Genomic DNA, 18,745 nt, shown 5'->3' with positions numbered 1-18,745 from the left:
AATATATACCACCCCGTCCCCATTTTCGCCACTAGCATCGCCGGGTGTGTTTAAACTGCAACATCTTAGCCCGCGTGTGGCTATAAATCTTGTTGTCTTTTAGCGCCTAGATTTTGCACTAAATCAGGATTAGCCTTAAAAAATTCATGGTGCGTTTGCCTATTGGCAATAGCCTTTTCTAGTACATAATTAAAAATCAATCGTTGTGCCAAACTGCACCTACAAAGCCACTTGTTCACATTATTAGGTTTACTCTCAAGCACACAGGCAAAGACACCGTTAAGGCTTTTACTCACTTGTACTTAACCTGTGGGGCTAGTTTCTTTTTTCTTTCTTGTGTAATTTAAGTGTAGTTTAACACGCATTAAATTATGATTTTAGCTCTCTGGGCGTAGTGATTGTATAACTACACAAGCCACCATTTAGACTAAGTTTGAATACCAAAACCTCAAGGAGGCTACAAATGGCAATAGAAAACAATTCTCCGTGTTTTGTAAATGATCTTATGGGACTTACCTTTAAGATACCAGCCTATCAAAGAGGATATCGCTGGAGAGAAAAAGAAGTTAAAACTTTGCTTGAGGATATTACAGATTTTATTGAGGAGAAGGCAGATGAAGTAGATAAATATTACAGTCTGTAACCCTTAGTCGTTAAAAAGAATGAGAAGGAAGTTTGGAATGTAATTGATGGACAACAACGCCTGACAACTCTCTTTTTGATCATCAAATACCTTGATGATTGCAGATGTTTATAAGTATTCGCTTCAAACACGCCTTTTTGATCTAGGGTTAGTTGCGTGGTAGACATACGCCATCAAAGACTAAATGTCGCGCGTGGCTATTGTGCATACTCTCAAAATATATACGCTTATAAGAGCATTAAGAACTTTTTTGAGGGTAAACTGGATGAACAGAAGAAGGAATTTTCTACAACCTTGCTTGATAAATGCAAAGTACTTTGGCATGAAAGTCAAGATGAAGAAATAGAAGTATTTGTGCGTTTAAATAGTGGCAAGATTCCTTTATTAGAGGCAGAGAATATTAAAGCTTTATTTTTAGCTAAAAGAGAGGGAGTAGAAGAAAAAGAGATTGAAAAGAGAGCAAAAAAATGGTATGAGGCTGAAAAAAAGGCTAGGGATAATAACGATTTTATTTATTGCGTATTAGAGCATGTGAGCAAAGAGCATATCATGGAGGAGATGCCAGTTTTATCTGATGATATCCAGAGAATAGAGGTGTATCTTAAAGCAATTGTGCCCTATGAAAACAAAGAAGGTTACTTATTTAACCATTTCTACAAAAAATACAAAGATAAATCCATAGGTGAGGAATGGGATAAGCTTATAAAAGCGATCCAAACTCTTTCTGGCCATGCTTCAGGTAAGGGGAGTGAGGAACTAGATAGGGAAATTTTCCACTACTTAGGTTTTTTGACACTCCATGTTAACAGAATAGATCAGATATATGAAAAATGGTTAGAGGTTAAAGATAAAAGTAAATTTGCAGCTTGTCTTTTTGAGTTGGTTAACAAGAATGTTGAAAAGTACATTCAAAGGATAGACGAACTGACATACAATGAAGATAAAGAGGCCCTACAAGCAATTCTTTTGCTCTTTAATCTGGAATACCTCAACCAAAACGAGTCTTTAAAATCGTATTTTGAATTCAACCGCTTTGTGTTGGAACAATGGAGTTTAGAACACATTTATGCGCAAAATTCAGAAGGCGTGGTGTCAGCAAAGGAGTTAGAAGCCTTACAAAAATTAGAAAATTTAGAGAAAAAGCGATCTCTTTCACTACAACCTTGCTTGATAAATGCAAAGTATTTTTAAGATGAAAGTCAAGATGAAGAAATAGTGCAAAAACACCTTGAAGATGAAAAACTCAACAAAGACATCAAAAGTGCTTTAGGGTTTTCAAAAAATTTCTTCAAAAACCTAGTAAGGGTTGGGCTACTAAAAGCAATGGATGAGAATTTTAAAGAGAATGATTTTTTGCACCGCTTACAAAACCTCACCCTGCTAGACAAAAGATCTAATAGCGCTATAGGTAATCTCATCTTTAGTGAGAAACAACAGAAAATCAAAGAACTTGATGATCAAAAACGGCTTATCCCTATTTGTACACGGGAAGTATTTAGAAAAGTCTTTAGTGAGAATGAGAATAAAAATAGCCCTATTTTTTAAATCCATAGGTGAGGAATGGGATAAGCTTATAAAAGCGATCCAAACTCTTTCTGGCCATGCTTCAGGTAAGGGGAGTGAGGAACTAGATAGGGAAATTTTCCACTACTTAGGTTTTTTGACACTCCATGTTAACAGAATAGATCAGATATATAACAGCAGAAGTACCTATGCTTCAAAGAGATTATGCACAGGGGAGGCGATCTCAAGAGAGGGTAGCAAATGCTTTTTTGGACGCAATTTTTGATGTTTTGAGGGGTGAAAGAGAAGTGCTGCATCTTGATTTGATCTATGGTTATCAAGATAAAAATATTTTCAAGCTCATAGATAGTCTTTAAAATCGTATTTTGAATTCAACCGCTTTGTGTTGGAACAATGGAGTTTAGAACACATTTATGCGCAAAATTCAGAAGGCGTGGTGTCAGCAAAGGAGTTAGAGTGAGAGCTCTGCAGAGTTTTGCCAAAATCTTTTAAAAGAAGAGAAGGAGTTTGAGTCAAATAAAGAGCCTAGTAGCGTAATATATCTTAAGGGGGGAATATTTGGGGATTCAGGGGATGTTAAAAACGATCCCACTATTAAGGCAATGATTCATATGCTCGATCTTATCTATGATAAGTTGCAAAGTAATCAATTACAGGATATAGCTAATTTGATAGACAGACTCAAGAATGTCACTTTTAGTGTTATCAACATGGAAGATTTTAAACTCGGTGAAGAAAGATCTAATAAAATGAATGCTAGAGGTAACTTTAGTGAGAAACAACAGAAAATCAAAGAACTTGATGATCAAAAACGGCTTATCCCTATTTATACACGGGAAGTATTTAGAAAAGTCTTTAGTGAGAATGAGAATAAAAATAGCCCTATTTTTACAAAAGAAGACCAAGAAGAGTATCTAAAGGCCATTAAAAAATATTTTTTTGCACTCGAGCTTACAAGCCAAAAAGGATAAACATGGATTCCTACACTCTTTTAGAATTCTTAGATTTTAAATTTTTAGAAGTATCTAAGGCTCATAACATTTTAACAGCAGAAATACCTATGCTTCAAAGAGATTATGCAACTCAATAGAATGATTGGATTATTGCCACAATGGCAAGAGGAGGGGAAAAAGCTGTGGTTTTTTGGAGTTGAAGGGCCTAAGTTCTTTAATCAAACATTGGGGAATAAAGAAGTATGCTATTTCTTTGCACTTTTATTCATGGTTAAGACCAGTGCAGGAAAATTGAATCTGGATTATCTGCGCATTTGTGGGCATTTTATAGAGAACTCCTACTTGTACATTGAAGAAATCGAAGGGTGTTTTAGACTTTTAAAAGAAATTTCTGAGGGGGTTACTAAGGATAATTTTTACCGGTTCTTATCTGAGTATAAGAGAACATCACAATTTAATGAAAAAGTCTACGAAGTGGAACACAGAAAGGCTAAACTTATCTCTAATAATCCAGACTGGAGAGAGGTTTTAGAAAAAGTAAGCGATCATAAATATTTGAGAGGGTATGTGGATTTTTTACTAAATTTTAGCGGGGGGAAAGATAAGGAAGATTTAGAAAAGTTTAGAGAGCATGGAAGATTTTAAACTCGGTGAAGACCTCTACATCAAAATGAACAGGGGATTTAGCACTATTCCAAAGAGCGTTCTTGTGTTTTGGGAATTATAGTGTTGGAGCAACTAAGACTACAAACAACATGTTTTTTGGTAACCGTCACAAGACAGGGAGTTTTAGATATAGACAACCTGTATTCAGTCTATTTGAAAAAAGAGATAAGCTTTGCACTATGCCAATGCCTTTTTTGCACTCGAGCATAAGTATACAGAGCAAGATAACAAAGACCAACAAGGCCAAGAAAATATCACTATTACAGATATTTTGAATACAGAGCGTGCTATTGACAAAAAAATTAGAGGGTGATGAGAGTTTAGAGTCTTAGAGCTACTCAATAGAATGATTGGATTATTGCCACAATGGCAAGAGGAGGGTTGGATTTATTAATCAAAATCAATCCAAAGATTGCGGGAGGATTCGGATACATTGGGGAATAAAGAAGTATGCTATTTCTTTGCACTTTTATTCATGGTTAAGACCACTTTTAGGCTATGCCTTATACTGCTACTGTAAAAAAGAAAAAATTGAAGAATTAGGCTTAGAATATGAAAACAACAGGGGAACTCGCCAATTTACCATTAAAAATTCTGCTATTTTTGCAGATGGTGAAGAATCTGAGATCAGGATCGCGAAAATAGAATCAGAAAAACAAGAGGAGGAGGAACCCATTATGATTGATCTTAAAAAAGGCGACATTTTTAAGGAATTTGGAAAAGTGTTACCTGAAATCCTAGAAATTGTAGAAAAGCAAAGGAGCGATCAACAAAAGAGCAATCAAGAGAAGGATTTAAACTCCTAGTGGCTTGCTTAGCGCATTGCTTTTCACTATTCTGTACCCGCTTCTTCATAATACTCCTTAGACTTTTGCGGGTCTTTTTGCACACCAAGCCCATCTTTATACATGATTGCTAGTTGGGTAGTAGCCTCAGTATCCCCCATATCTGCAGCCTTTTTATAGTACTCAAAAGCTTTTTTGTAATCTTGCTTTTTTAAAGGAGACTCAAATCGATACATAGTCCCTAAGTACTCATAAGCTTTAGCCAAACCCATACCTGCAGCCTTGTAAAGATACTGCATGGCTTTTTGCACATCCTGTTTGATACGGCACTCATATTGATCTCCCCTATAATCTCCTAAATACTCGGCCACATTATAATACCCTTCTGCATTCCCTAAGTCTCCAGCCTTTTTATAATATTGCATGGCTTTTTGGCAGTCTTTTTTACACCCATCCCTTCATAAATATCCCCCTCTTTATAGATCTCTGCTAAGTTTAAATAGCCTTGAGTATCTCCTCTCTTTGCAGCCTCCTGCCAGTATTGTAGAGCTTTTTGAACATATTCTTTAGCTTTTTGGTGGTCTTTTTTCACACCTTCTCCATTTTGATAGAGAAACCCTAGGCCAATATAAGCATCTATATTTCACATATCTATTGCCTTTTGATTTTACCATTAAAAATTCTGCTATTTTTGCAGATGGTGAAGAATCTGAGATCAGGATCGCGAAAATAGAATCAGAAAAACTGCTAGACTTAAATAGCCCCTAGAATCTCCCTCCTCTCCAGCTTTTTATAGTACTTTAAAGCTTTCTGAGTGTCTGCACTTCTAAGGGCTTTTTCAGCGATAGAATAAGCGCTCTTCTCCTTAGCTTGATTTAGGATTTAAACTCCTAGTGGCTTGCTTAGCGCATTGCTTTTCACTATTCTGTACCCGCTTCTTCATAATACTCCTTAGACTTTTGCGGGTCTTTTTGCACACCAAGCCCATCTTTATACATGATTGCTAGTTGGGTAGTAGCCTCAGTATCCCCCATATCTGCAGCCTTTTTATAATACTCAAAAGCTTTTTTGTAATCTTGCTTTTTTAAAGGAGACTCAAATCGAAAAGAAACACAAGAAAACAGAGGGTTAAAAAGTGATAGGAAAAGTTTAGGCTTGAGAAAATACTACTGAAATAAAATAAAATCTTAACATTGCTGACATTGGTTATAATCTCCCCTATAATCTCCTAAATACTCGGCCACATTATAATACCCTTCTGCATTCCCTAAGTCTCCAGCCTTTTTATAATAGCTAGATAGGACGGATAAAACATGCCAAAGAGAGTTAATAAAATTTTCATGAGAGGGAAAGCCTCTAAAACCATTTTTAATCCACTTAATGAGAGAATAATCCAAAAAAAAAACAGCCTAAAGAAACGCCACAAACAACCAAAAATGCGCTTTTAAAGTTTGTTTTTAAGGCATAAGAACTAACAATTAAAAAGTCAGGTCCTGGGAGCAGTAGAGCAAAAAAATCAATCAGCAGAATGGGCAAAAAGCTCACGACTAAATCCTTTGTTGCAAAATGGTACGTTTAATGTTATCTAATGGTCTGTTAAGTTAAAGGAATAGATGTGGGCTTTGTCTTTGATAGTGCCCCAGAAATCCAACATGATGCCATTTGTCTACTAAAACGCGATACAGATTTAAGCTTTACACCGGCTCTTTGCACACAAAGCCATGCCATGATTTTTGGGGAAAACTACGATGCGTTAAAAAATCTCTTGGTGCTTTATCGCGGGTGTGTGGATTGTATTTACATTGATCCGCCCTATAACACAGAGAGCACCAAACAAGATGGCAATGATTATAAAAGCAAAGAGAATATAAGCGGGAAGTTTGGCTACCGCGATAAATTTATGCGCACCGGGTGGCTTAACATGCTAAATGAACGGCTAAAGTTAGCTAAAGACTTGTTAAGCCCTAAGGGCGTGATCTTTATTAGCATTGATGATAGCGAGCAGGCGTATTTAAAGGTGCTATGCGATGAAATCTTTGGGGAGGGGAATTTTGTGGGCGATTTTATTAGAAAAACCAAAAGTACAATCAACGATGCCAAGATCGGCGTAAATTACCAACATGAGTTTTTGTTGGGCTATGCCAAAAATAAAATATCTGTCAATCTTAGAGGCGGGCAAAAAGACCTAAGCCATTATACAAACCCTGATAACGATCCTAACGGAGCGTGGGCTGCGGATAATCCTAGCGCCAAGAGTGGTAACCTAAAAACAGGCTACTTTGGCGTTACAAACCCCTACACGGGCAAAATAGATTATCCTCCAACGGGCATGTTTTGGCGTTTCTCTGAAAAAACTCTACAAAAACATATTGAAAGCGGGCGTATTTGCTTTAAGAAAGAACATGCCCCTCATGAGCGGGGGTTTATCTACAAACGCTATTTAAGCGATCTTAAAAGCACGCAAAAAACCTTTGATAGTTTGGCATTTGTAGACAATGCCTACATGAATCAAGCGGCTACTAAAGAATTGCTAGATTTAGGCATGGCTGAGAGCTTTAACTACCCTAAAAGCGCGGCGTTTATCCAAAAAATCTTATTGCATGCCACTTCTCCTAACTCTTTAATCCTAGACTTTTATGCCGGGAGTGGGACAACAGGGCAAGCGGTGATGGAGCTAAATAGAGAGGATGGGGGCAACCGGCGCTGTATTTTAGTAACTAGCAATGAAAACAACATCGCTAAAGGGGTGATGTATGAAAGGATTTATCGCATCTGTCATGGGGTGGGGACAAAGAATGAGACTTTTGGGTGGACTAAAAGAAATGAGCCTTTTAAAGATCAAGGGTGGGAGGTGTTTAAGATGGATAGACAGTCTCTAAAAATAGATGATCAGCAAAAAGCAGAGAATTTAGCCAAACAGGCAGAGAAGAGTTTTAAAATCCTCAGACCCGGGTTTACTTTTGAAAGTGATTTTGATCTTTATCATAGTCTTTCAAGTCTCAAACCCTATAAATAGGATAATTTGATGTACAACTAGGGCAATTTCTATCAAGGCGATATAACCCTTATCTTACTTTCTCTTAATTGTGTTTTGTTATAGGGTTTTTTAGTGTACTCTAACTCTTAATAAGAGCGGTTATAGCCACCTAAATGTTTCTAGCGCCAACACCACTTAAGCCTAAAATGACTTTTTTAAAAATCTAGTCTTTAGCAAATCTATTAGATTCAGCTATAATACAGGGCAAATTACAAAAGGGTAGTTCTTGTGAAAAATGTATTTGAAAAGATCGTTGATGGGGAAATTCCTTGTAAAAAAGTGCTAGAAAATGAGGCTTTTTTAGCTTTTGAGGATATTAATCCTAAAGCACCTATCCATGTGTTGGTAATTCCTAAGGTGGGCGTGAAAGATTTTAATGCCATTACCCCAGAGCTAATAGCAGGCATGAGCGCGTTTATCTTAGAGGTGGTGGAGGTTTTAGGCATTAAGCAAAGTGGTTATCGCCTCATTACCAATACTGGCGCAGATGGAGGGCAAGAAGTACCCCACTTGCATTTCCACATTTTGGGGGGCACTAAGCTTACATGGCCCAAACTCTTTTAGGTAAACAGGAGCAGTTTTTAGAAAGTGTATTTGCGCCTCTTTTAAAAGACGCTTCCAAAGAAGAACAATTAAATCAGATTCGTAAAAGTGTGGTACTCAAAAAGGGCGTGTATTACTTTGACTGGACAGCCTCAGGGCTAGCCAGTACTCTTATTGAAAAACGGGTGGCTAAACTTTTACCCTTTTATGCTAATGCCCACTCTGGCATGTCCAAACATGCCCACTTAATGGAATTAGTCTATCTTAGATGTAAAGAAAACATTTTAAAAGCTCTAGGTTTAGGAGAGGATTTTATCATTCTAACAGCTGGGTTTGGAGCTAGCCATGCAATTAAGCGCTTACAAGAAATTCTAGGGATATATTTGCCTCCAAAGAGCCGTCAGAGGCTTAATTTAAAAGGAGTCTCTTTGCCTCAAGTTGTTATTGGTCCTTATGAGCACCATTCTAATGAAGTAAGCTGGCGTGAAGGGCTTTGCCATGTGTTGCGTCTGGATTTGAATGAACATGGCTTATTTTGCTTAGAACATTTAGAGCGGGCTTTAAAAGAATATCAAGAAGCACCACAAATTATTGTTTCTATAGGAGTGGCCTCCAATGTAACAGGCTTAGTAGTTCCCTATTTGGACATTGCTAGACTTTGTCAAAAATACAAGGCAATTTTAGCTTTTGATTTGGCCGCTTTTATCTCACATGACAATTTATACACAACAGATTTTAGTGCGTGTTGTATCGCTACACATAAACTTTTAGGAGGGGTGGGGAGTTGTGGGATTTTAGGCATTAGACGCGATCTAATTGATACAAGTTTAGCGCCTAGTTTTAGCGGGGGGGGTGTTGTTTGCTATGTGAGTCGCAGCACACATGAATACATTAAAGAAGTTGCGCTAAGAGAGGAAGTAGGCACTTATGGGCTAATCCAACTTTTAAGAGCTACGCTAGCTTTACAACTGCGCAATGAATTAGGCGCTAATTACATCAGACGGCGCGAGAGTATGCTAACCCAAGTTTTCATGCACGCTCTTAAAGAAATCCCCGCACTGAGTATTTATGGGTCTTTGCTTGCTAAACGGGTGGGGAATGTGGCTTTTAATGCTAGCGGGGTGTCTTGCTATGATTTAGCGCCTCTTTTGAGTTATACATTTGGGATAGAAACGCGGGCGGGGTGTAGCTGTGCTGGGCCTTATGGCCATGATTTGCTAGGATTACAGGATAGTAATTACATTTTAAGTAGAGAAAAACAACCCGGCTGGTTACGGGTGAGTTTACACTACACCCATAGTTTAGAAGACATTGATTATTTAGTAGACAGACTCCAAAAAGCCATTAAGACATTGCGTGGAGGTTGAAGTGGATACAACACAAAAAGAAACTTGGGTTACGCTAGATGAATTTTTAGACATCTCTAAACTGCCTAAAGATCGAGTGTTGACCTTGATTCAAGATCAAAGCATTGTGAGTAAACACGATGAGGAGCAAATTTGGGTGGATTTACAGAGTGCTACGCAGGTGTTAGCCAAAAAGGCGGTACATAAAAATACTTTAGTCGCCACTAAAGCCGGCTATCCAGCTTTAGTAGAGAACATGCAACAAGTAGATCCGGTATTTGTAGAAAAGACGATTAATACGATTTTAGGACTCCATGATAAGGTGGTGAGTGCTAAAGATGAGGCTATTTGTGCCTATAAAAATGAAAATGTGTTTTTAAAAGATGCAGTGATCTCTATGCAAGAGGTTTATGAAGAGGATAAAAGAACGATTGAAGTTTTACAAGAAGAATTAAGCAAAGTGCGCGAGGAAGTGGAATTTATGAAACGCAAGTACCGCCTAATGTGGGGCAAGGTTACTGACATGGGGAATTTAAAATAGCTAGGGGATTTTATTGAGTAGTTGGCCGATTTTGGCGTTTAAATCTGCAATTTCTTGGATTTTATTAAGGTGGATTTTAAAAAGTTCGATGGGCTCAATTTCCTTTTTATGAAAGCTCTCTTTGATTTCTTCGCGTGTATCTAAGCTGAAGCGTTTATTAAGCGTGATCTTATAACGCCTGCCCCCGATACTCACCTCAATCATGTCAACGGCAGCGGGTTTTTGGTTATCCATTTTCTAAAACTTTGTGGATTCTGTCATAAATTTCTTGCAACCGGTTATCTTGTGCAGCAATCTCATCATAAAGCGTATCAAGCTGGCGTCCTTTTTCCTCGTTTTGTGTGGCAAGTGTCGCGTTTTTAAGTTGCAGTTCCTTGTTTTCTTCCTCTAAAAGCGCAAGCCTGATAAGGAGATCTTCAATCTTTTCATGGAGCTTGTCTAAAATCTCTGCCCCCATATCCGCCCTTTTAAACTAGATTAAACCCCTATTATAGCAAACTTCCATTACAAAATATCCTTCTAAATATCTAGCGGATCTACATCAATTTTAAAAATACCTTTAGCATGTTCTTGCAGGTTGTGTAAAACTTGGTGTAGCCCTAAAGTTGAAGACGCGCTTAAAAGAATCTGGTAGCGGTATTTGCCCGCAATTTTAGCCACGCGCGCACAGCCAGACCCTAAAACTTGTACGCCTTTATTTTGATCTAAAAGAGTTTGTAGCATTTTTAAACTTGTCTGCATGTTCTCTTGGGCGATTAAGGCATCTTTATTTCTAAATTCAATCTGAGCTAAACGCATGAAAGGGGGAAAATGGGGCATGCGTGTTTGTAACTCATCTTTTAAAAAATCTTCATAGTCTTGGATATAGCGTTTTAAAAACGCGGCATTAAGCGTTTGAATCAGAACTTTTCCATGTTCTTTGCGCGCACTACGGCCAGCAATTTGGTGCATTAAAGACACCCCATCTTCTAAACTGCGATAACTCCCATTGTTAAGCACCTCATCTAAACCTAAAATAATGGCAAGATTTACTTTAGGATAATCATGGCCTTTGGCTAACATCTGTGTTCCGATTAAAATATCAAGTTCTTGGCGGTTAAAGGCGTCTAAAATATTTTGGATTTGTAAAGCCGTGTGGGTGTGATCTTTATCTAAAATCCCAATGCGCGCTTGGGGCAACTGTGTTTCTAATTCGCTTTTAAGTTGCTGCGTACCTATTCTTTTTCCGGCCAAAGTAGGTTGCTTGCATGTAGGGCAAACTTTTGGAATTTCTAATTGGTGTTGGCAATAATGACAACGCATGCATTTTTCTTTAAGGTGCAGACTCATATTCACGCTACAAAAAGGGCATTGTACGCCATTTCCACAAGAATAACAAAGCAATTTTTTAAAAGAAGCGCGGGTGGGTAGAAAAATCATGCTTTGTTCTTTTTTTTCTAAACTTTTTGTCAGACACTCCAGTAAATTTTGGCTCAGTGTTGTTTTATTTTCCTCAAAAAGAATTTCTTTTGAGGTGTTAAAAAAACGCCCTTTTAAACGCACAAGTGTTTGGTTTTTCTTGGCTAGATAATAGCTACGCACATGGGGTGTGGCTGAGCCTAAAATCACTTGGATAGGCATTTTACTAGAAAGATAAAGGGCAATATCGCGGGCATTATAATAGGGAGCTTGGCTAGCTTTATAGGCTTGATCATGCTCTTCATCAATAAGAATAAGCCCTAAATTTGGCATGGGTAAAAATAAAGCACTACGCGTACCCACCACTACTCTTATCTGTCCTAAATCTAATTGTTTTAATGTTCTTTGCGCGCACTACGGCCAGCAATTTGGTGCATTAAAGACACCCCATCTTCTAAACTGCGATAACTCCCATTGTTAAGCACCTCATCTAAACCTAAAATAATGGCAAGATTTACTTTAGGATAATCATGGCCTTTGGCTAACATCTGTGTTCCGATTAAAATATCAAGTTCTTGGCGGTTAAAGGCGTCTAAAATATTTGATTTGTAAAGCCGGTTTGAGTGCCTCTAAGGCTTGGTTTTGTGCAAAACTTAAGGGGTTTATCTCAAATGGGATAGAAATAGGATTAGACGGCGGGTTATTTTTATTAAAAGGAATGAATAAAGAAGCGACTAAACCGGGGGAACAACAATAATATTTGGCTATAAACTCTAAAAGTAGCATTTGGTGGGCGTTAAAATAAGTTAATTCTGAAGTGGCCAAAACACAATCAAAAGGGGGTTTTTCACATTCTTGCAGTACAACACCCTTTAGGCGCGATTTACGCAAAGTGATTTGTACTAAATCGCCTTTTGCTAGTGGGGTTTGGCTTTTATAGGTAAGGGGTTTGAGATGGTGTTTAAGTGGCGCAACACTATAAAAACGATCGATCATTAAATTCCTTAGGTTTTTAGTTATTATACCCCCTGATTTTATCAAAAGGCAAAGACATGGGTTTTATTCTAAATGCCCCTTACAAAGCAAGTTTAGAGCAAGAACAAGCCGTACAAAAATTACAAGAGGGAATTAATCTGAATGCAAAATACCAAACTCTAGTAGGGGTTACAGGCAGTGGCAAGACCTTTAGCATGGCTTACTTGATTTCTAAATTACAGATGCCAACTTTGGTGATGTCGCATAATAAAACCCTATGCGCCCAGCTTTATAGCGAATTTAAAAGTTTCTTCCCTAAAAACCATGTGGAATATTTTATCTCTCACTTTGATTATTACCAGCCTGAATCTTATATCCCTAGACGCGATTTATTCATAGAAAAAGACAGCTCCATTAATGAGGATTTGGAGCGTTTGCGTTTGAGTGCGATCACTTCTTTACTAGGCTATGATGATGTGGTGGTGGTTGCTAGTGTTTCGGCTAATTATGGGCTAGGTAATCCGGCAGAATATCTAAGCATGCTTGAAAAAATTGAGGTGGGGCAACAAATTTCTTACACACAATTTTTACTTAAGCTAGTAGAAATGGGTTATGAACGGCAAGATATTTTAGAGAGGGGGTATTTTAGGGTAGTTGGGGAGAGTGTAGATATTTTCCCGGCTTATAATGATTCTAATTTTATCCGTGTGGAATTTTTCGGAGATGAGGTAGATCGCATCACTTACATGGACGCTTTAGAAAACACCCCTATCCAATCCTTAGATTCTTATATTCTTTATGCGGCAAGTGCCTTTATTGTCAGTCCGCAGTGCCTTAAAAAAGCTCTTTCTAGCATTGAGACAGAATTAGCGCAGCGTTTAGAATTTTTCAAACAAGAACAAAAACTTTTAGAGTATGAACGGCTTAAAACACGGACAGAATTTGATTTAGAAATGATGGGCACAACTGGGATTTGTAAGGGTATTGAGAATTATTCCCGCCATTTTACAGGTAAACAAGCCGGAGAAACTCCCTATACTCTTATGGATTACTTTGCACAGAAAAATTGCCCCTATCTTGTGATTGTAGATGAATCCCATGTAAGCTTGCCTCAATTTAAGGGCATGTATGCTGGAGATTTGAGTCGCAAACAAGTACTTGTTGAGCATGGATTTAGACTCCCATCAGCCCTAGATAACCGCCCTCTTAAATATGAGGAATTTATCCAAAAAGCTCCGCATTTTCTCTTTGTTTCAGCTACACCAAACCCTTTAGAGCTAGAACTCTCAGGCAATCATGTAGCTAGCCAAATTATCCGCCCAACCGGGCTTTTAGATCCGGAGTATTGCTTAAGACCTACACAAAATCAAGTTAACGATCTTTTAAAGACCATTCAAAGCGTAGTGGCTAAAAAAGAGCGGGTATTGGTAACTACTTTAACAAAGCGCATGGCTGAGGAACTCTGTAAACACTATGCAGAATGTGGGCTTAAAGTGCAGTATTTACACAGCGATACAGATGTGATCGCGCGCAACCACAGTATCCGTGCCTTGCGGCTTGGAGAAATTGATGTTTTAATTGGTATTAATCTACTTAGAGAAGGTTTAGATTTACCGGAAGTGTCTTTAGTGGCTATTTTAGATGCAGATAAAGAAGGGTTTTTGCGTAGCAGTACGGCTTTAATCCAAACTATGGGCAGAGCAGCACGGCATGTACATGGCAGGGTGATTTTTTATGCAGATAAAATCACGCCTAGCATGCAAGAGGCTATGGATATTACAGATAGTAGACGAGCTAAACAAATGGCCTTTAACCAAGAGCATGGATTAACTCCACGCGGTGTCAATAGACCCTTAGAGGCTGAATTAAAAGAAATAGAACTCTCTAAACCTTCTAAAAAGAATTTAAATAAGATGCCTAAGAGTGAAAAAGAACGGCTGATTAAAACTTTGCGCGCCCAAATGCAAGAGAGGGCTAGGGTTTTAGACTTTGAAAATGCGGCTAAGCTAAGAGATGAAATTGCAAGGATTAGAGGTCTTTAATGCAGAGTTTTAGCCAGTGCATGCAAGAGTGGCTATATGGTGAAAATGGCTATTATAGGCACGCATTAATTGGCATGCAAGGGGATTTTTATACAGCCGTAAATAGTAGTGCCTTTTTTGGGGGTACACTAGCGTTTTATTTATTATCCTTACTAGAGAATGGGTGGCTTTCTTTGCCTTTAAGTGTTGTAGAAATAGGGGCAGGAGAGGGGTTATTATTAAGTGATGTGGTGGGGTTTTTAAAAGATTTAAGTCAAGGCGTGTTAGAGCACATAAGATTTATCAGTGTAGAACCTTTAGATAGACTAGTTAATCTACAAAAAGAAAAATTAGCCAAAAGAGGGGTTGATCTTGAATGCAGATGTGATCGCGCGCAACCCAGTATCCGTGCCTTGCGGCTTGGAGAAATTGATGTTTTAATTGGTATTAATCTACTTAGAGAAGGTTTAGATTTACCGGAAGTGTCTTTAGTGGCTATTTTAGATGCAGATAAAGAAGGGTTTTTGCGTAGCAATATGGCTTTAATCCAAACTATGGGCAGAGCAGCACGGCATATACATGGCAGGGTGATTTTTTATGCAGATAAAATCACGCCTAGCATGCAAGAGGCTAAAAAATGGATCATGGTTAGTTTTGATTATGGGCAATATGGGAGTTATGGGGGGATTAGTTTAAGACGCGGTGTCAATAGACCCTTAGAGGCTGAATTAAAAGAAATAGAACTCTCTAAACCTTCTAAAAAGAATTTAAATAAGATGCCTAAGGTAGATTTTAAACTCTTAGAAACACTCTTTCTAGCACAGGGGGCACACACCCTTTTTTATGGTACGCAAAGCACGACTCTTTTAAAAATGGGGTTAGCGTCTTTATTAGAATTATTCCATGCTAGCGCCCCCTTTACAACCTACCAAAGAGAGAGCATTAAAGCCCGTGCTCTTATCAACCCTGAAGGGTTTGGCGAGCGCTTTAAAGGGCTTATTGTAGGCAACTAGGTTTTTTTAAACAAAATTAATTCATAAGATGTTTTTTGGAGTTGTTTGGTTTCTGATCTACTTGGCGTACTTTGTTGCATGTGTGTTTGTAATTGCTCATTAAGGCTATCTAACTCGTCTAATCGCTCTTTAAGGCGCAAAATAATATCCACCCCCGCTAAATTAACGCCCATATCTCTAGTTAAGCGCAAAATGGTTTTGATCTTATCCATATCCCTCTGAGAATATAGGCGTACTTTTCCATCTGTGCGTTTGGGTTCAACAAGCCCTTCTTTTTCATATTGGCGCAGAGTCTGGGGATGGACATCTAACATCTTGGCTACCACACTAATTAAGTAAAGAGGTGCATCATAATCAACCATGTTTGTTCCTTAGGGTAATTGTTCTTGTAAAACTTGTTTAACATCTGCACTTAAAGTATCTGTATGGGGCAAAATCACATGGGCTTTTAAATACAAATCCCCCATTTCTGCACTCTTTCGATTCTTCACCCCCAAACCTTTAATGCGGAATTTTTGGGCATTTTTGGTATTAGGCGGGATTTTAAGGGCAATTTCTTTATGTAAAGTGGGGACTTGTATTTTACCTCCAAAAAGAGCCGTTTTTAAGGGCAAATCAAAATCCTTAATCAGATCATCACCGCTACGGGTATAAGTGCCATCTTCTAATACATGCACTTTTAAAAGTACATCGCCTCTTAATCCTCCCTGAGTACGCCCTTTACCTTTAGCCCGCAAAACCTCCCCCTCTTTAACCCCTGCTGGGATTTTAATCTCAAAACTATCGTGGTTGAGTTTGATAGATCGTTTAGCGCCTAAAACAGCTTCTTGTAGACTAATTTGGATTTCTGCGTGCACATCTAAATTTTCAGCAAAATTAAACCCTCCAAAGTCTGCAAAACCTCCATGCCCAAAACCACCCCCTCCAAATCCTCCACGACCAAAGATTTGGGCTAAAATATCATCAAAATTAGCGCCCTTGCCTTGAGAACGCGCAAAATCGCTAAAATTCTGCCCTCCAAACATGTTATCGCCAAATTGATCGTATTGGGCGCGCTTTTGTGGATCGCTTAAAATTTCATAAGCAGCATTGATCTCTTTAAATTTTTCCTCAGCTTCCTTACCCTTATTGAGATCGGGGTGGTATTTGCGCGCTAGCCTGCGGTAGGATTTTTTAATTTCTTCATTGCTGGCTTGCTCGCTCACCTCTAAGGTCGCGTATAAACTTTTTCCCATGTATATCCTTTAAAAAATATAAAGCTATTATAGCATAAAACTTTAGTCTTATAGTATCAATTTTATTTATTAGATTCTTTTAAAAAGTTTTCATAACCCTTTTGTCTTAAAAGACAAGCTGGGCATGTACCACAGCCATAGCCATAAGGGTGGCGGGTGCTACGATCCCCGATATAACAAGTATGGGTTTGTTCTAGTATAAAATCTAAAAACCCTAATTTTTGGGCTAAAGCAAATTCTTGGGCTTTGCTCATAAACATGAAAGGGGCTAGTAAAGTGATGCCCTCAGGAGTGCCAAAAGCACCTAGATTTAAAGAAGTTTGTAAACTTTCTAAGAAATTTTGGCGGCAATCAAAATAGCCGCTGTAATCTTGTTCTGAAATACCCAAGAGTACAAAAGAAGCCCCTAAATTGAAAGCATAGGCATGAGCAAGAGTGACGAATAAAGCGTTACGGTCGGGTACAAAGGAGGCGGGTAATTGCGGGTTTTTCATGTGTGGGGCTTGGATTGATTGGGGGCTTTTTTTAAAGAGAGCGGAGTTACTCAACTCTTGTAAAAAATCTAAACTAAGAATTTTAAAAGGTAACTTTAATTGTGTGGCAATTTTTGTGGCTTGTTCTAGCTCTATGCCATGCCTTTGGGCATAATCAAAACCCAATAAATAGGTTTTTTCAAAGGCAGATAAACTCCAAAGCGCTAGAGTCGTGCTATCCTGTCCTCCACTAAAGCAAAGTACACAGCTACTTTTATAGCGCTTGGTTAGTAAACTTTGTAAATCAAAGGGTTTCATGGTGGCTCTTTATATTAAAATGAAAGGATTATAGCAAAGGACTTGTCAGTGGGTTGGGATTTAACCTATGCTTTAACTCTCCCTCATGCACTCTTAGAATTAATAGATTTAATTGAACAAGGTGGGTTTGAAGCTGTGGTGGTGGGTGGGAGTGTGCGCGATTTACTTCTTAATAAAAAGCCTAAGGATTATGATTTAGCGACAAATGCTACGCCGGAACAATTATTAGCCCTTTTACAATCTAAAATGCAAACTAGCCTTGTGGGTTTAAAATTTGGCACTCTAGGGGTTTTATATAAAGGGCAGTTTTTTGAAATAACCACTTATCGCTTAGAGTTTGATTATACCAACCACCGCCACCCAAAAGTAAGCTTTGTTAACTCACTTGAATCAGATTTGAGTCGCCGCGATTTAACGATTAACGCATTAGCCTTTCACCCCAAAAAAGGGCTTTTAGATTTACATGGAGGGCTACAAGATTTAAAAGATCGCAAACTTGCCTTCGTAGGTGTGCCCTCTGTGCGTTTAGAAGAAGATGCTTTGCGCATTTTAAGAGCTATGCGTTTTGCCAGTACTCTAGGTTTTAAACTAGATGTTAAAAGTGAGAATGCGCTCTTTGATCAAGCAAATTTATTAGACAAAATCAGCAAAGAGCGCATTTGGCATGAATGCTCCAGATTGTTGGTAGGTTTTAACGCTTCTGATGTCTGTATGCGCTATTGCACTCTTTTAGAGCGCATTTTTGGAAGTTTAGATAGTAAACTTTTAGCCAAGCTCTCATGCACACCCCCTAATTTAGTAGCGCGGCTTTTATTGATCTATCAAAATTGCGATCAATTAAGTATGCAAACTTGTTTAAAAAACTTAAAAGCCCCTAAACAATTCATTCTAACCCTAAATAAGCTACACCCATATACCAAAATTAATCCGCAAGACTCTAAAATCTGGGTTAAGCAACAATTACAGGTTTTAAGTTTAAGTCAGTTTAGAGCGTGGCTAGGGTGGCTACAGGCTAGTGATGTACCTTTAAGCCGTGCTTTACGCGTGCATTTTAAAGTAATTGGCATACAAAAAGAAGTTTATTCTTTACATTTTTTAGCCCTTAAAGGTGATCATGTCAAAAATCTAGGGTTAAGAGGTGCAGAAATTGGGGCGTGTTTGCAGGCCTGTTTAAAAGAGGTAGTACAAGAGAGGGTTAAAAATGAGCTAGGAGCATTATTAGAATGGGCTCAAAAATGGATCAAAGATTTAAGAGAATATGCGTTAAAATAAAG

At 38.2% G+C, this 18,745-nt stretch carries 27 protein-coding genes and 2 pseudogenes; 14 read left to right on the top strand and 15 right to left on the bottom strand.

Translation table 11 applies throughout. The features are described 5' to 3' along the window. Positions 1 to 80 precede the first annotated feature (80 nt). Entirely contained in the window at positions 81 to 212 is a 132-nt protein-coding gene (locus tag OO773_RS00645) for a hypothetical protein (RefSeq protein ID WP_255298813.1), read from the bottom strand. Positions 213 to 463: 251 nt separating this feature from the next. On the opposite strand from OO773_RS00645, the pseudogene OO773_RS00640 reads away from it, so the two are divergent. The 7 genes and pseudogenes from OO773_RS00640 (at position 464) to OO773_RS00610 (ending at position 4,592) form a co-directional block, all read left to right on the top strand. Next, positions 464 to 757 (top strand): annotated as a pseudogene (locus tag OO773_RS00640) (DUF262 domain-containing protein). Between the two features lie 42 nt (positions 758 to 799). Continuing rightward, on the top strand, positions 800 to 1,834 hold the full coding sequence (locus tag OO773_RS00635; protein WP_264828591.1) for a hypothetical protein: 1,035 nt from the start codon (positions 800 to 802) through the stop codon (positions 1,832 to 1,834). A gap of 24 nt (positions 1,835 to 1,858) precedes the next feature. Beyond that, positions 1,859 to 2,188 (top strand): HNH endonuclease family protein, encoded by a 330-nt coding sequence (locus OO773_RS00630; protein ID WP_264828590.1) that lies wholly within the window; start codon positions 1,859 to 1,861, stop codon positions 2,186 to 2,188. A 590-nt stretch (positions 2,189 to 2,778) separates the two neighbouring features. Next, on the top strand, positions 2,779 to 3,138 hold the full coding sequence (locus tag OO773_RS00625; RefSeq protein WP_264828589.1) for a hypothetical protein: 360 nt from the start codon (positions 2,779 to 2,781) through the stop codon (positions 3,136 to 3,138). A gap of 105 nt (positions 3,139 to 3,243) precedes the next feature. Continuing rightward, a complete protein-coding gene (locus tag OO773_RS00620; RefSeq protein ID WP_264828588.1) occupies positions 3,244 to 3,765 on the top strand; it encodes a hypothetical protein in 522 nt (173 codons plus the stop codon). A gap of 193 nt (positions 3,766 to 3,958) precedes the next feature. Further along, positions 3,959 to 4,099, top strand: a complete 141-nt coding sequence (locus OO773_RS00615; RefSeq protein WP_264828587.1) for a hypothetical protein — start codon at positions 3,959 to 3,961, stop codon at positions 4,097 to 4,099. A gap of 148 nt (positions 4,100 to 4,247) precedes the next feature. After that, positions 4,248 to 4,592 carry a hypothetical protein gene (locus OO773_RS00610; RefSeq protein ID WP_264828586.1) on the top strand — a complete coding sequence of 115 codons (345 nt, stop codon included), beginning with the start codon at positions 4,248 to 4,250 and terminating at the stop codon, positions 4,590 to 4,592. A gap of 26 nt (positions 4,593 to 4,618) precedes the next feature. On the opposite strand, the gene OO773_RS00605 is transcribed toward OO773_RS00610, so the two are convergent. The 6 genes and pseudogenes from OO773_RS00605 to OO773_RS00585 all read right to left on the bottom strand — a co-directional run bounded on the left by OO773_RS00605 (position 4,619) and on the right by OO773_RS00585 (position 6,116). Then, positions 4,619 to 4,996: a tetratricopeptide repeat protein gene (locus OO773_RS00605; protein ID WP_050780169.1), complete on the bottom strand. Its 378-nt coding sequence runs from the start codon at positions 4,994 to 4,996 to the stop codon at positions 4,619 to 4,621. Further along, the gene (locus OO773_RS00600) at positions 4,966 to 5,199 is read right to left on the bottom strand and encodes a hypothetical protein (RefSeq protein ID WP_255298816.1); all 234 of its coding nucleotides are present in this window, start codon (positions 5,197 to 5,199) and stop codon (positions 4,966 to 4,968) included. Before OO773_RS00600 ends, OO773_RS00605 begins: the two co-directional genes overlap by 31 nt. A gap of 292 nt (positions 5,200 to 5,491) precedes the next feature. Next, positions 5,492 to 5,605 carry an SEL1-like repeat protein gene (locus OO773_RS00595; RefSeq protein ID WP_264828585.1) on the bottom strand — a complete coding sequence of 38 codons (114 nt, stop codon included), beginning with the start codon at positions 5,603 to 5,605 and terminating at the stop codon, positions 5,492 to 5,494. Between the two features lie 15 nt (positions 5,606 to 5,620). Next, positions 5,621 to 5,695: pseudogene (locus OO773_RS09900) on the bottom strand (hypothetical protein); the annotation flags it as partial. 63 nt (positions 5,696 to 5,758) lie between these two features. After that, positions 5,759 to 5,968, bottom strand: a complete 210-nt coding sequence (locus tag OO773_RS00590; protein ID WP_264828584.1) for a hypothetical protein — start codon at positions 5,966 to 5,968, stop codon at positions 5,759 to 5,761. Next, positions 5,949 to 6,116 (bottom strand): LysE family transporter, encoded by a 168-nt coding sequence (locus tag OO773_RS00585; RefSeq protein WP_256623998.1) that lies wholly within the window; start codon positions 6,114 to 6,116, stop codon positions 5,949 to 5,951. Before OO773_RS00585 ends, OO773_RS00590 begins: the two co-directional genes overlap by 20 nt. A gap of 70 nt (positions 6,117 to 6,186) precedes the next feature. Between OO773_RS00585 and OO773_RS00580 the strand changes: the two genes are divergently transcribed. From OO773_RS00580 to OO773_RS00565, 4 genes are all read left to right on the top strand, one after another. Continuing rightward, a complete protein-coding gene (locus OO773_RS00580) occupies positions 6,187 to 7,587 on the top strand; it encodes a site-specific DNA-methyltransferase (protein ID WP_233424212.1) in 1,401 nt (466 codons plus the stop codon). 249 nt (positions 7,588 to 7,836) lie between these two features. Continuing rightward, positions 7,837 to 8,172, top strand: a complete 336-nt coding sequence (locus OO773_RS00575; protein ID WP_006564246.1) for a histidine triad nucleotide-binding protein — start codon at positions 7,837 to 7,839, stop codon at positions 8,170 to 8,172. Beyond that, the gene (locus OO773_RS00570; protein WP_006564245.1) at positions 8,154 to 9,518 is read left to right on the top strand and encodes an aminotransferase class V-fold PLP-dependent enzyme; all 1,365 of its coding nucleotides are present in this window, start codon (positions 8,154 to 8,156) and stop codon (positions 9,516 to 9,518) included. Before OO773_RS00575 ends, OO773_RS00570 begins: the two co-directional genes overlap by 19 nt. A 1-nt stretch (position 9,519) precedes the next feature. Further along, the gene (locus tag OO773_RS00565; protein ID WP_006564244.1) at positions 9,520 to 10,038 is read left to right on the top strand and encodes a DUF3972 domain-containing protein; all 519 of its coding nucleotides are present in this window, start codon (positions 9,520 to 9,522) and stop codon (positions 10,036 to 10,038) included. On the opposite strand, the gene OO773_RS00560 is transcribed toward OO773_RS00565, so the two are convergent. From OO773_RS00560 to OO773_RS00540, 5 genes are all read right to left on the bottom strand, one after another. Next, complete coding sequence (locus tag OO773_RS00560; RefSeq protein WP_006564243.1) at positions 10,039 to 10,272, bottom strand: hypothetical protein; 234 nt, start codon at positions 10,270 to 10,272, stop codon at positions 10,039 to 10,041. Beyond that, positions 10,265 to 10,495 (bottom strand): cell division protein ZapB, encoded by a 231-nt coding sequence (gene zapB, locus OO773_RS00555; RefSeq protein ID WP_034376690.1) that lies wholly within the window; start codon positions 10,493 to 10,495, stop codon positions 10,265 to 10,267. The genes OO773_RS00560 and zapB overlap by 8 nt, the downstream gene beginning before the upstream one ends. A 62-nt stretch (positions 10,496 to 10,557) precedes the next feature. Then, on the bottom strand, positions 10,558 to 11,799 hold the full coding sequence (priA, locus tag OO773_RS00550; RefSeq protein ID WP_264828583.1) for a replication restart helicase PriA: 1,242 nt from the start codon (positions 11,797 to 11,799) through the stop codon (positions 10,558 to 10,560). A gap of 32 nt (positions 11,800 to 11,831) precedes the next feature. After that, complete coding sequence (locus tag OO773_RS00545; protein WP_406600081.1) at positions 11,832 to 11,984, bottom strand: hypothetical protein; 153 nt, start codon at positions 11,982 to 11,984, stop codon at positions 11,832 to 11,834. A 34-nt stretch (positions 11,985 to 12,018) separates the two neighbouring features. Continuing rightward, positions 12,019 to 12,432, bottom strand: a complete 414-nt coding sequence (locus OO773_RS00540) for a primosomal protein N' family DNA-binding protein (RefSeq protein ID WP_264828582.1) — start codon at positions 12,430 to 12,432, stop codon at positions 12,019 to 12,021. Positions 12,433 to 12,488: 56 nt separating this feature from the next. Between OO773_RS00540 and uvrB the strand changes: the two genes are divergently transcribed. Together uvrB and OO773_RS09785 are read left to right on the top strand one after the other, a co-directional pair. Further along, on the top strand, positions 12,489 to 14,453 hold the full coding sequence (gene uvrB, locus OO773_RS00535) for an excinuclease ABC subunit UvrB (RefSeq protein ID WP_073115472.1): 1,965 nt from the start codon (positions 12,489 to 12,491) through the stop codon (positions 14,451 to 14,453). After that, positions 14,453 to 15,445, top strand: a complete 993-nt coding sequence (locus tag OO773_RS09785) for an SAM-dependent methyltransferase (protein WP_319952020.1) — start codon at positions 14,453 to 14,455, stop codon at positions 15,443 to 15,445. Before uvrB ends, OO773_RS09785 begins: the two co-directional genes overlap by 1 nt. Here OO773_RS09785 and OO773_RS00520 read toward each other — a convergent pair. The 3 genes from OO773_RS00520 to queC all read right to left on the bottom strand — a co-directional run bounded on the left by OO773_RS00520 (position 15,442) and on the right by queC (position 17,471). Further along, positions 15,442 to 15,807 (bottom strand): heat shock protein transcriptional repressor HspR, encoded by a 366-nt coding sequence (locus OO773_RS00520; RefSeq protein ID WP_006564238.1) that lies wholly within the window; start codon positions 15,805 to 15,807, stop codon positions 15,442 to 15,444. The genes OO773_RS09785 and OO773_RS00520 overlap by 4 nt on opposite strands. Before the next feature lie 9 nt (positions 15,808 to 15,816). After that, the gene (locus OO773_RS00515; protein ID WP_034376687.1) at positions 15,817 to 16,680 is read right to left on the bottom strand and encodes a DnaJ family protein; all 864 of its coding nucleotides are present in this window, start codon (positions 16,678 to 16,680) and stop codon (positions 15,817 to 15,819) included. 62 nt (positions 16,681 to 16,742) lie between these two features. Beyond that, positions 16,743 to 17,471 (bottom strand): 7-cyano-7-deazaguanine synthase QueC, encoded by a 729-nt coding sequence (gene queC / locus OO773_RS00510; protein ID WP_006564236.1) that lies wholly within the window; start codon positions 17,469 to 17,471, stop codon positions 16,743 to 16,745. A 48-nt stretch (positions 17,472 to 17,519) separates the two neighbouring features. On the opposite strand from queC, the gene OO773_RS00505 reads away from it, so the two are divergent. Then, entirely contained in the window at positions 17,520 to 18,743 is a 1,224-nt protein-coding gene (locus OO773_RS00505) for a CCA tRNA nucleotidyltransferase (protein ID WP_006564235.1), read from the top strand. The last annotated feature ends 2 nt before the right edge of the window (positions 18,744 to 18,745 follow it).

Origin of the sequence: Helicobacter suis HS1, from assembly GCF_026000295.1 — a bacterium.
GTDB lineage: Bacteria > Campylobacterota > Campylobacteria > Campylobacterales > Helicobacteraceae > Helicobacter > Helicobacter suis.
This window is presented reverse-complemented; position numbering and strand designations above follow the sequence as displayed.

Excerpts from the sequence above, each read along its gene's own strand:
- zapB (WP_034376690.1), bottom strand. The coding sequence starts at position 10,495 with ATGGGGGCAGAGATTTTAGACAAGCTCCATGAAAAGATTGAAGATCTC.
- OO773_RS00570 (WP_006564245.1), top strand. The coding sequence starts at position 8,154 with ATGGCCCAAACTCTTTTAGGTAAACAGGAGCAGTTTTTAGAAAGTGTA.
- OO773_RS00520 (WP_006564238.1), bottom strand. The coding sequence starts at position 15,807 with ATGGTTGATTATGATGCACCTCTTTACTTAATTAGTGTGGTAGCCAAG.
- OO773_RS00560 (WP_006564243.1), bottom strand. The coding sequence starts at position 10,272 with ATGGATAACCAAAAACCCGCTGCCGTTGACATGATTGAGGTGAGTATC.
- uvrB (WP_073115472.1), top strand. The coding sequence starts at position 12,489 with ATGGGTTTTATTCTAAATGCCCCTTACAAAGCAAGTTTAGAGCAAGAA.
- OO773_RS00595 (WP_264828585.1), bottom strand. The coding sequence starts at position 5,605 with ATGGGGGATACTGAGGCTACTACCCAACTAGCAATCATGTATAAAGAT.
- OO773_RS00620 (WP_264828588.1), top strand. The coding sequence starts at position 3,244 with ATGCAACTCAATAGAATGATTGGATTATTGCCACAATGGCAAGAGGAG.
- OO773_RS00545 (WP_406600081.1), bottom strand. The coding sequence starts at position 11,984 with ATGTTAGCCAAAGGCCATGATTATCCTAAAGTAAATCTTGCCATTATT.
- OO773_RS09785 (WP_319952020.1), top strand. The coding sequence starts at position 14,453 with ATGCAGAGTTTTAGCCAGTGCATGCAAGAGTGGCTATATGGTGAAAAT.
- OO773_RS00515 (WP_034376687.1), bottom strand. The coding sequence starts at position 16,680 with ATGGGAAAAAGTTTATACGCGACCTTAGAGGTGAGCGAGCAAGCCAGC.
- queC (WP_006564236.1), bottom strand. The coding sequence starts at position 17,471 with ATGAAACCCTTTGATTTACAAAGTTTACTAACCAAGCGCTATAAAAGT.
- OO773_RS00540 (WP_264828582.1), bottom strand. The coding sequence starts at position 12,432 with ATGATCGATCGTTTTTATAGTGTTGCGCCACTTAAACACCATCTCAAA.
- OO773_RS00625 (WP_264828589.1), top strand. The coding sequence starts at position 2,779 with ATGCTCGATCTTATCTATGATAAGTTGCAAAGTAATCAATTACAGGAT.
- OO773_RS00605 (WP_050780169.1), bottom strand. The coding sequence starts at position 4,996 with ATGCAATATTATAAAAAGGCTGGAGACTTAGGGAATGCAGAAGGGTAT.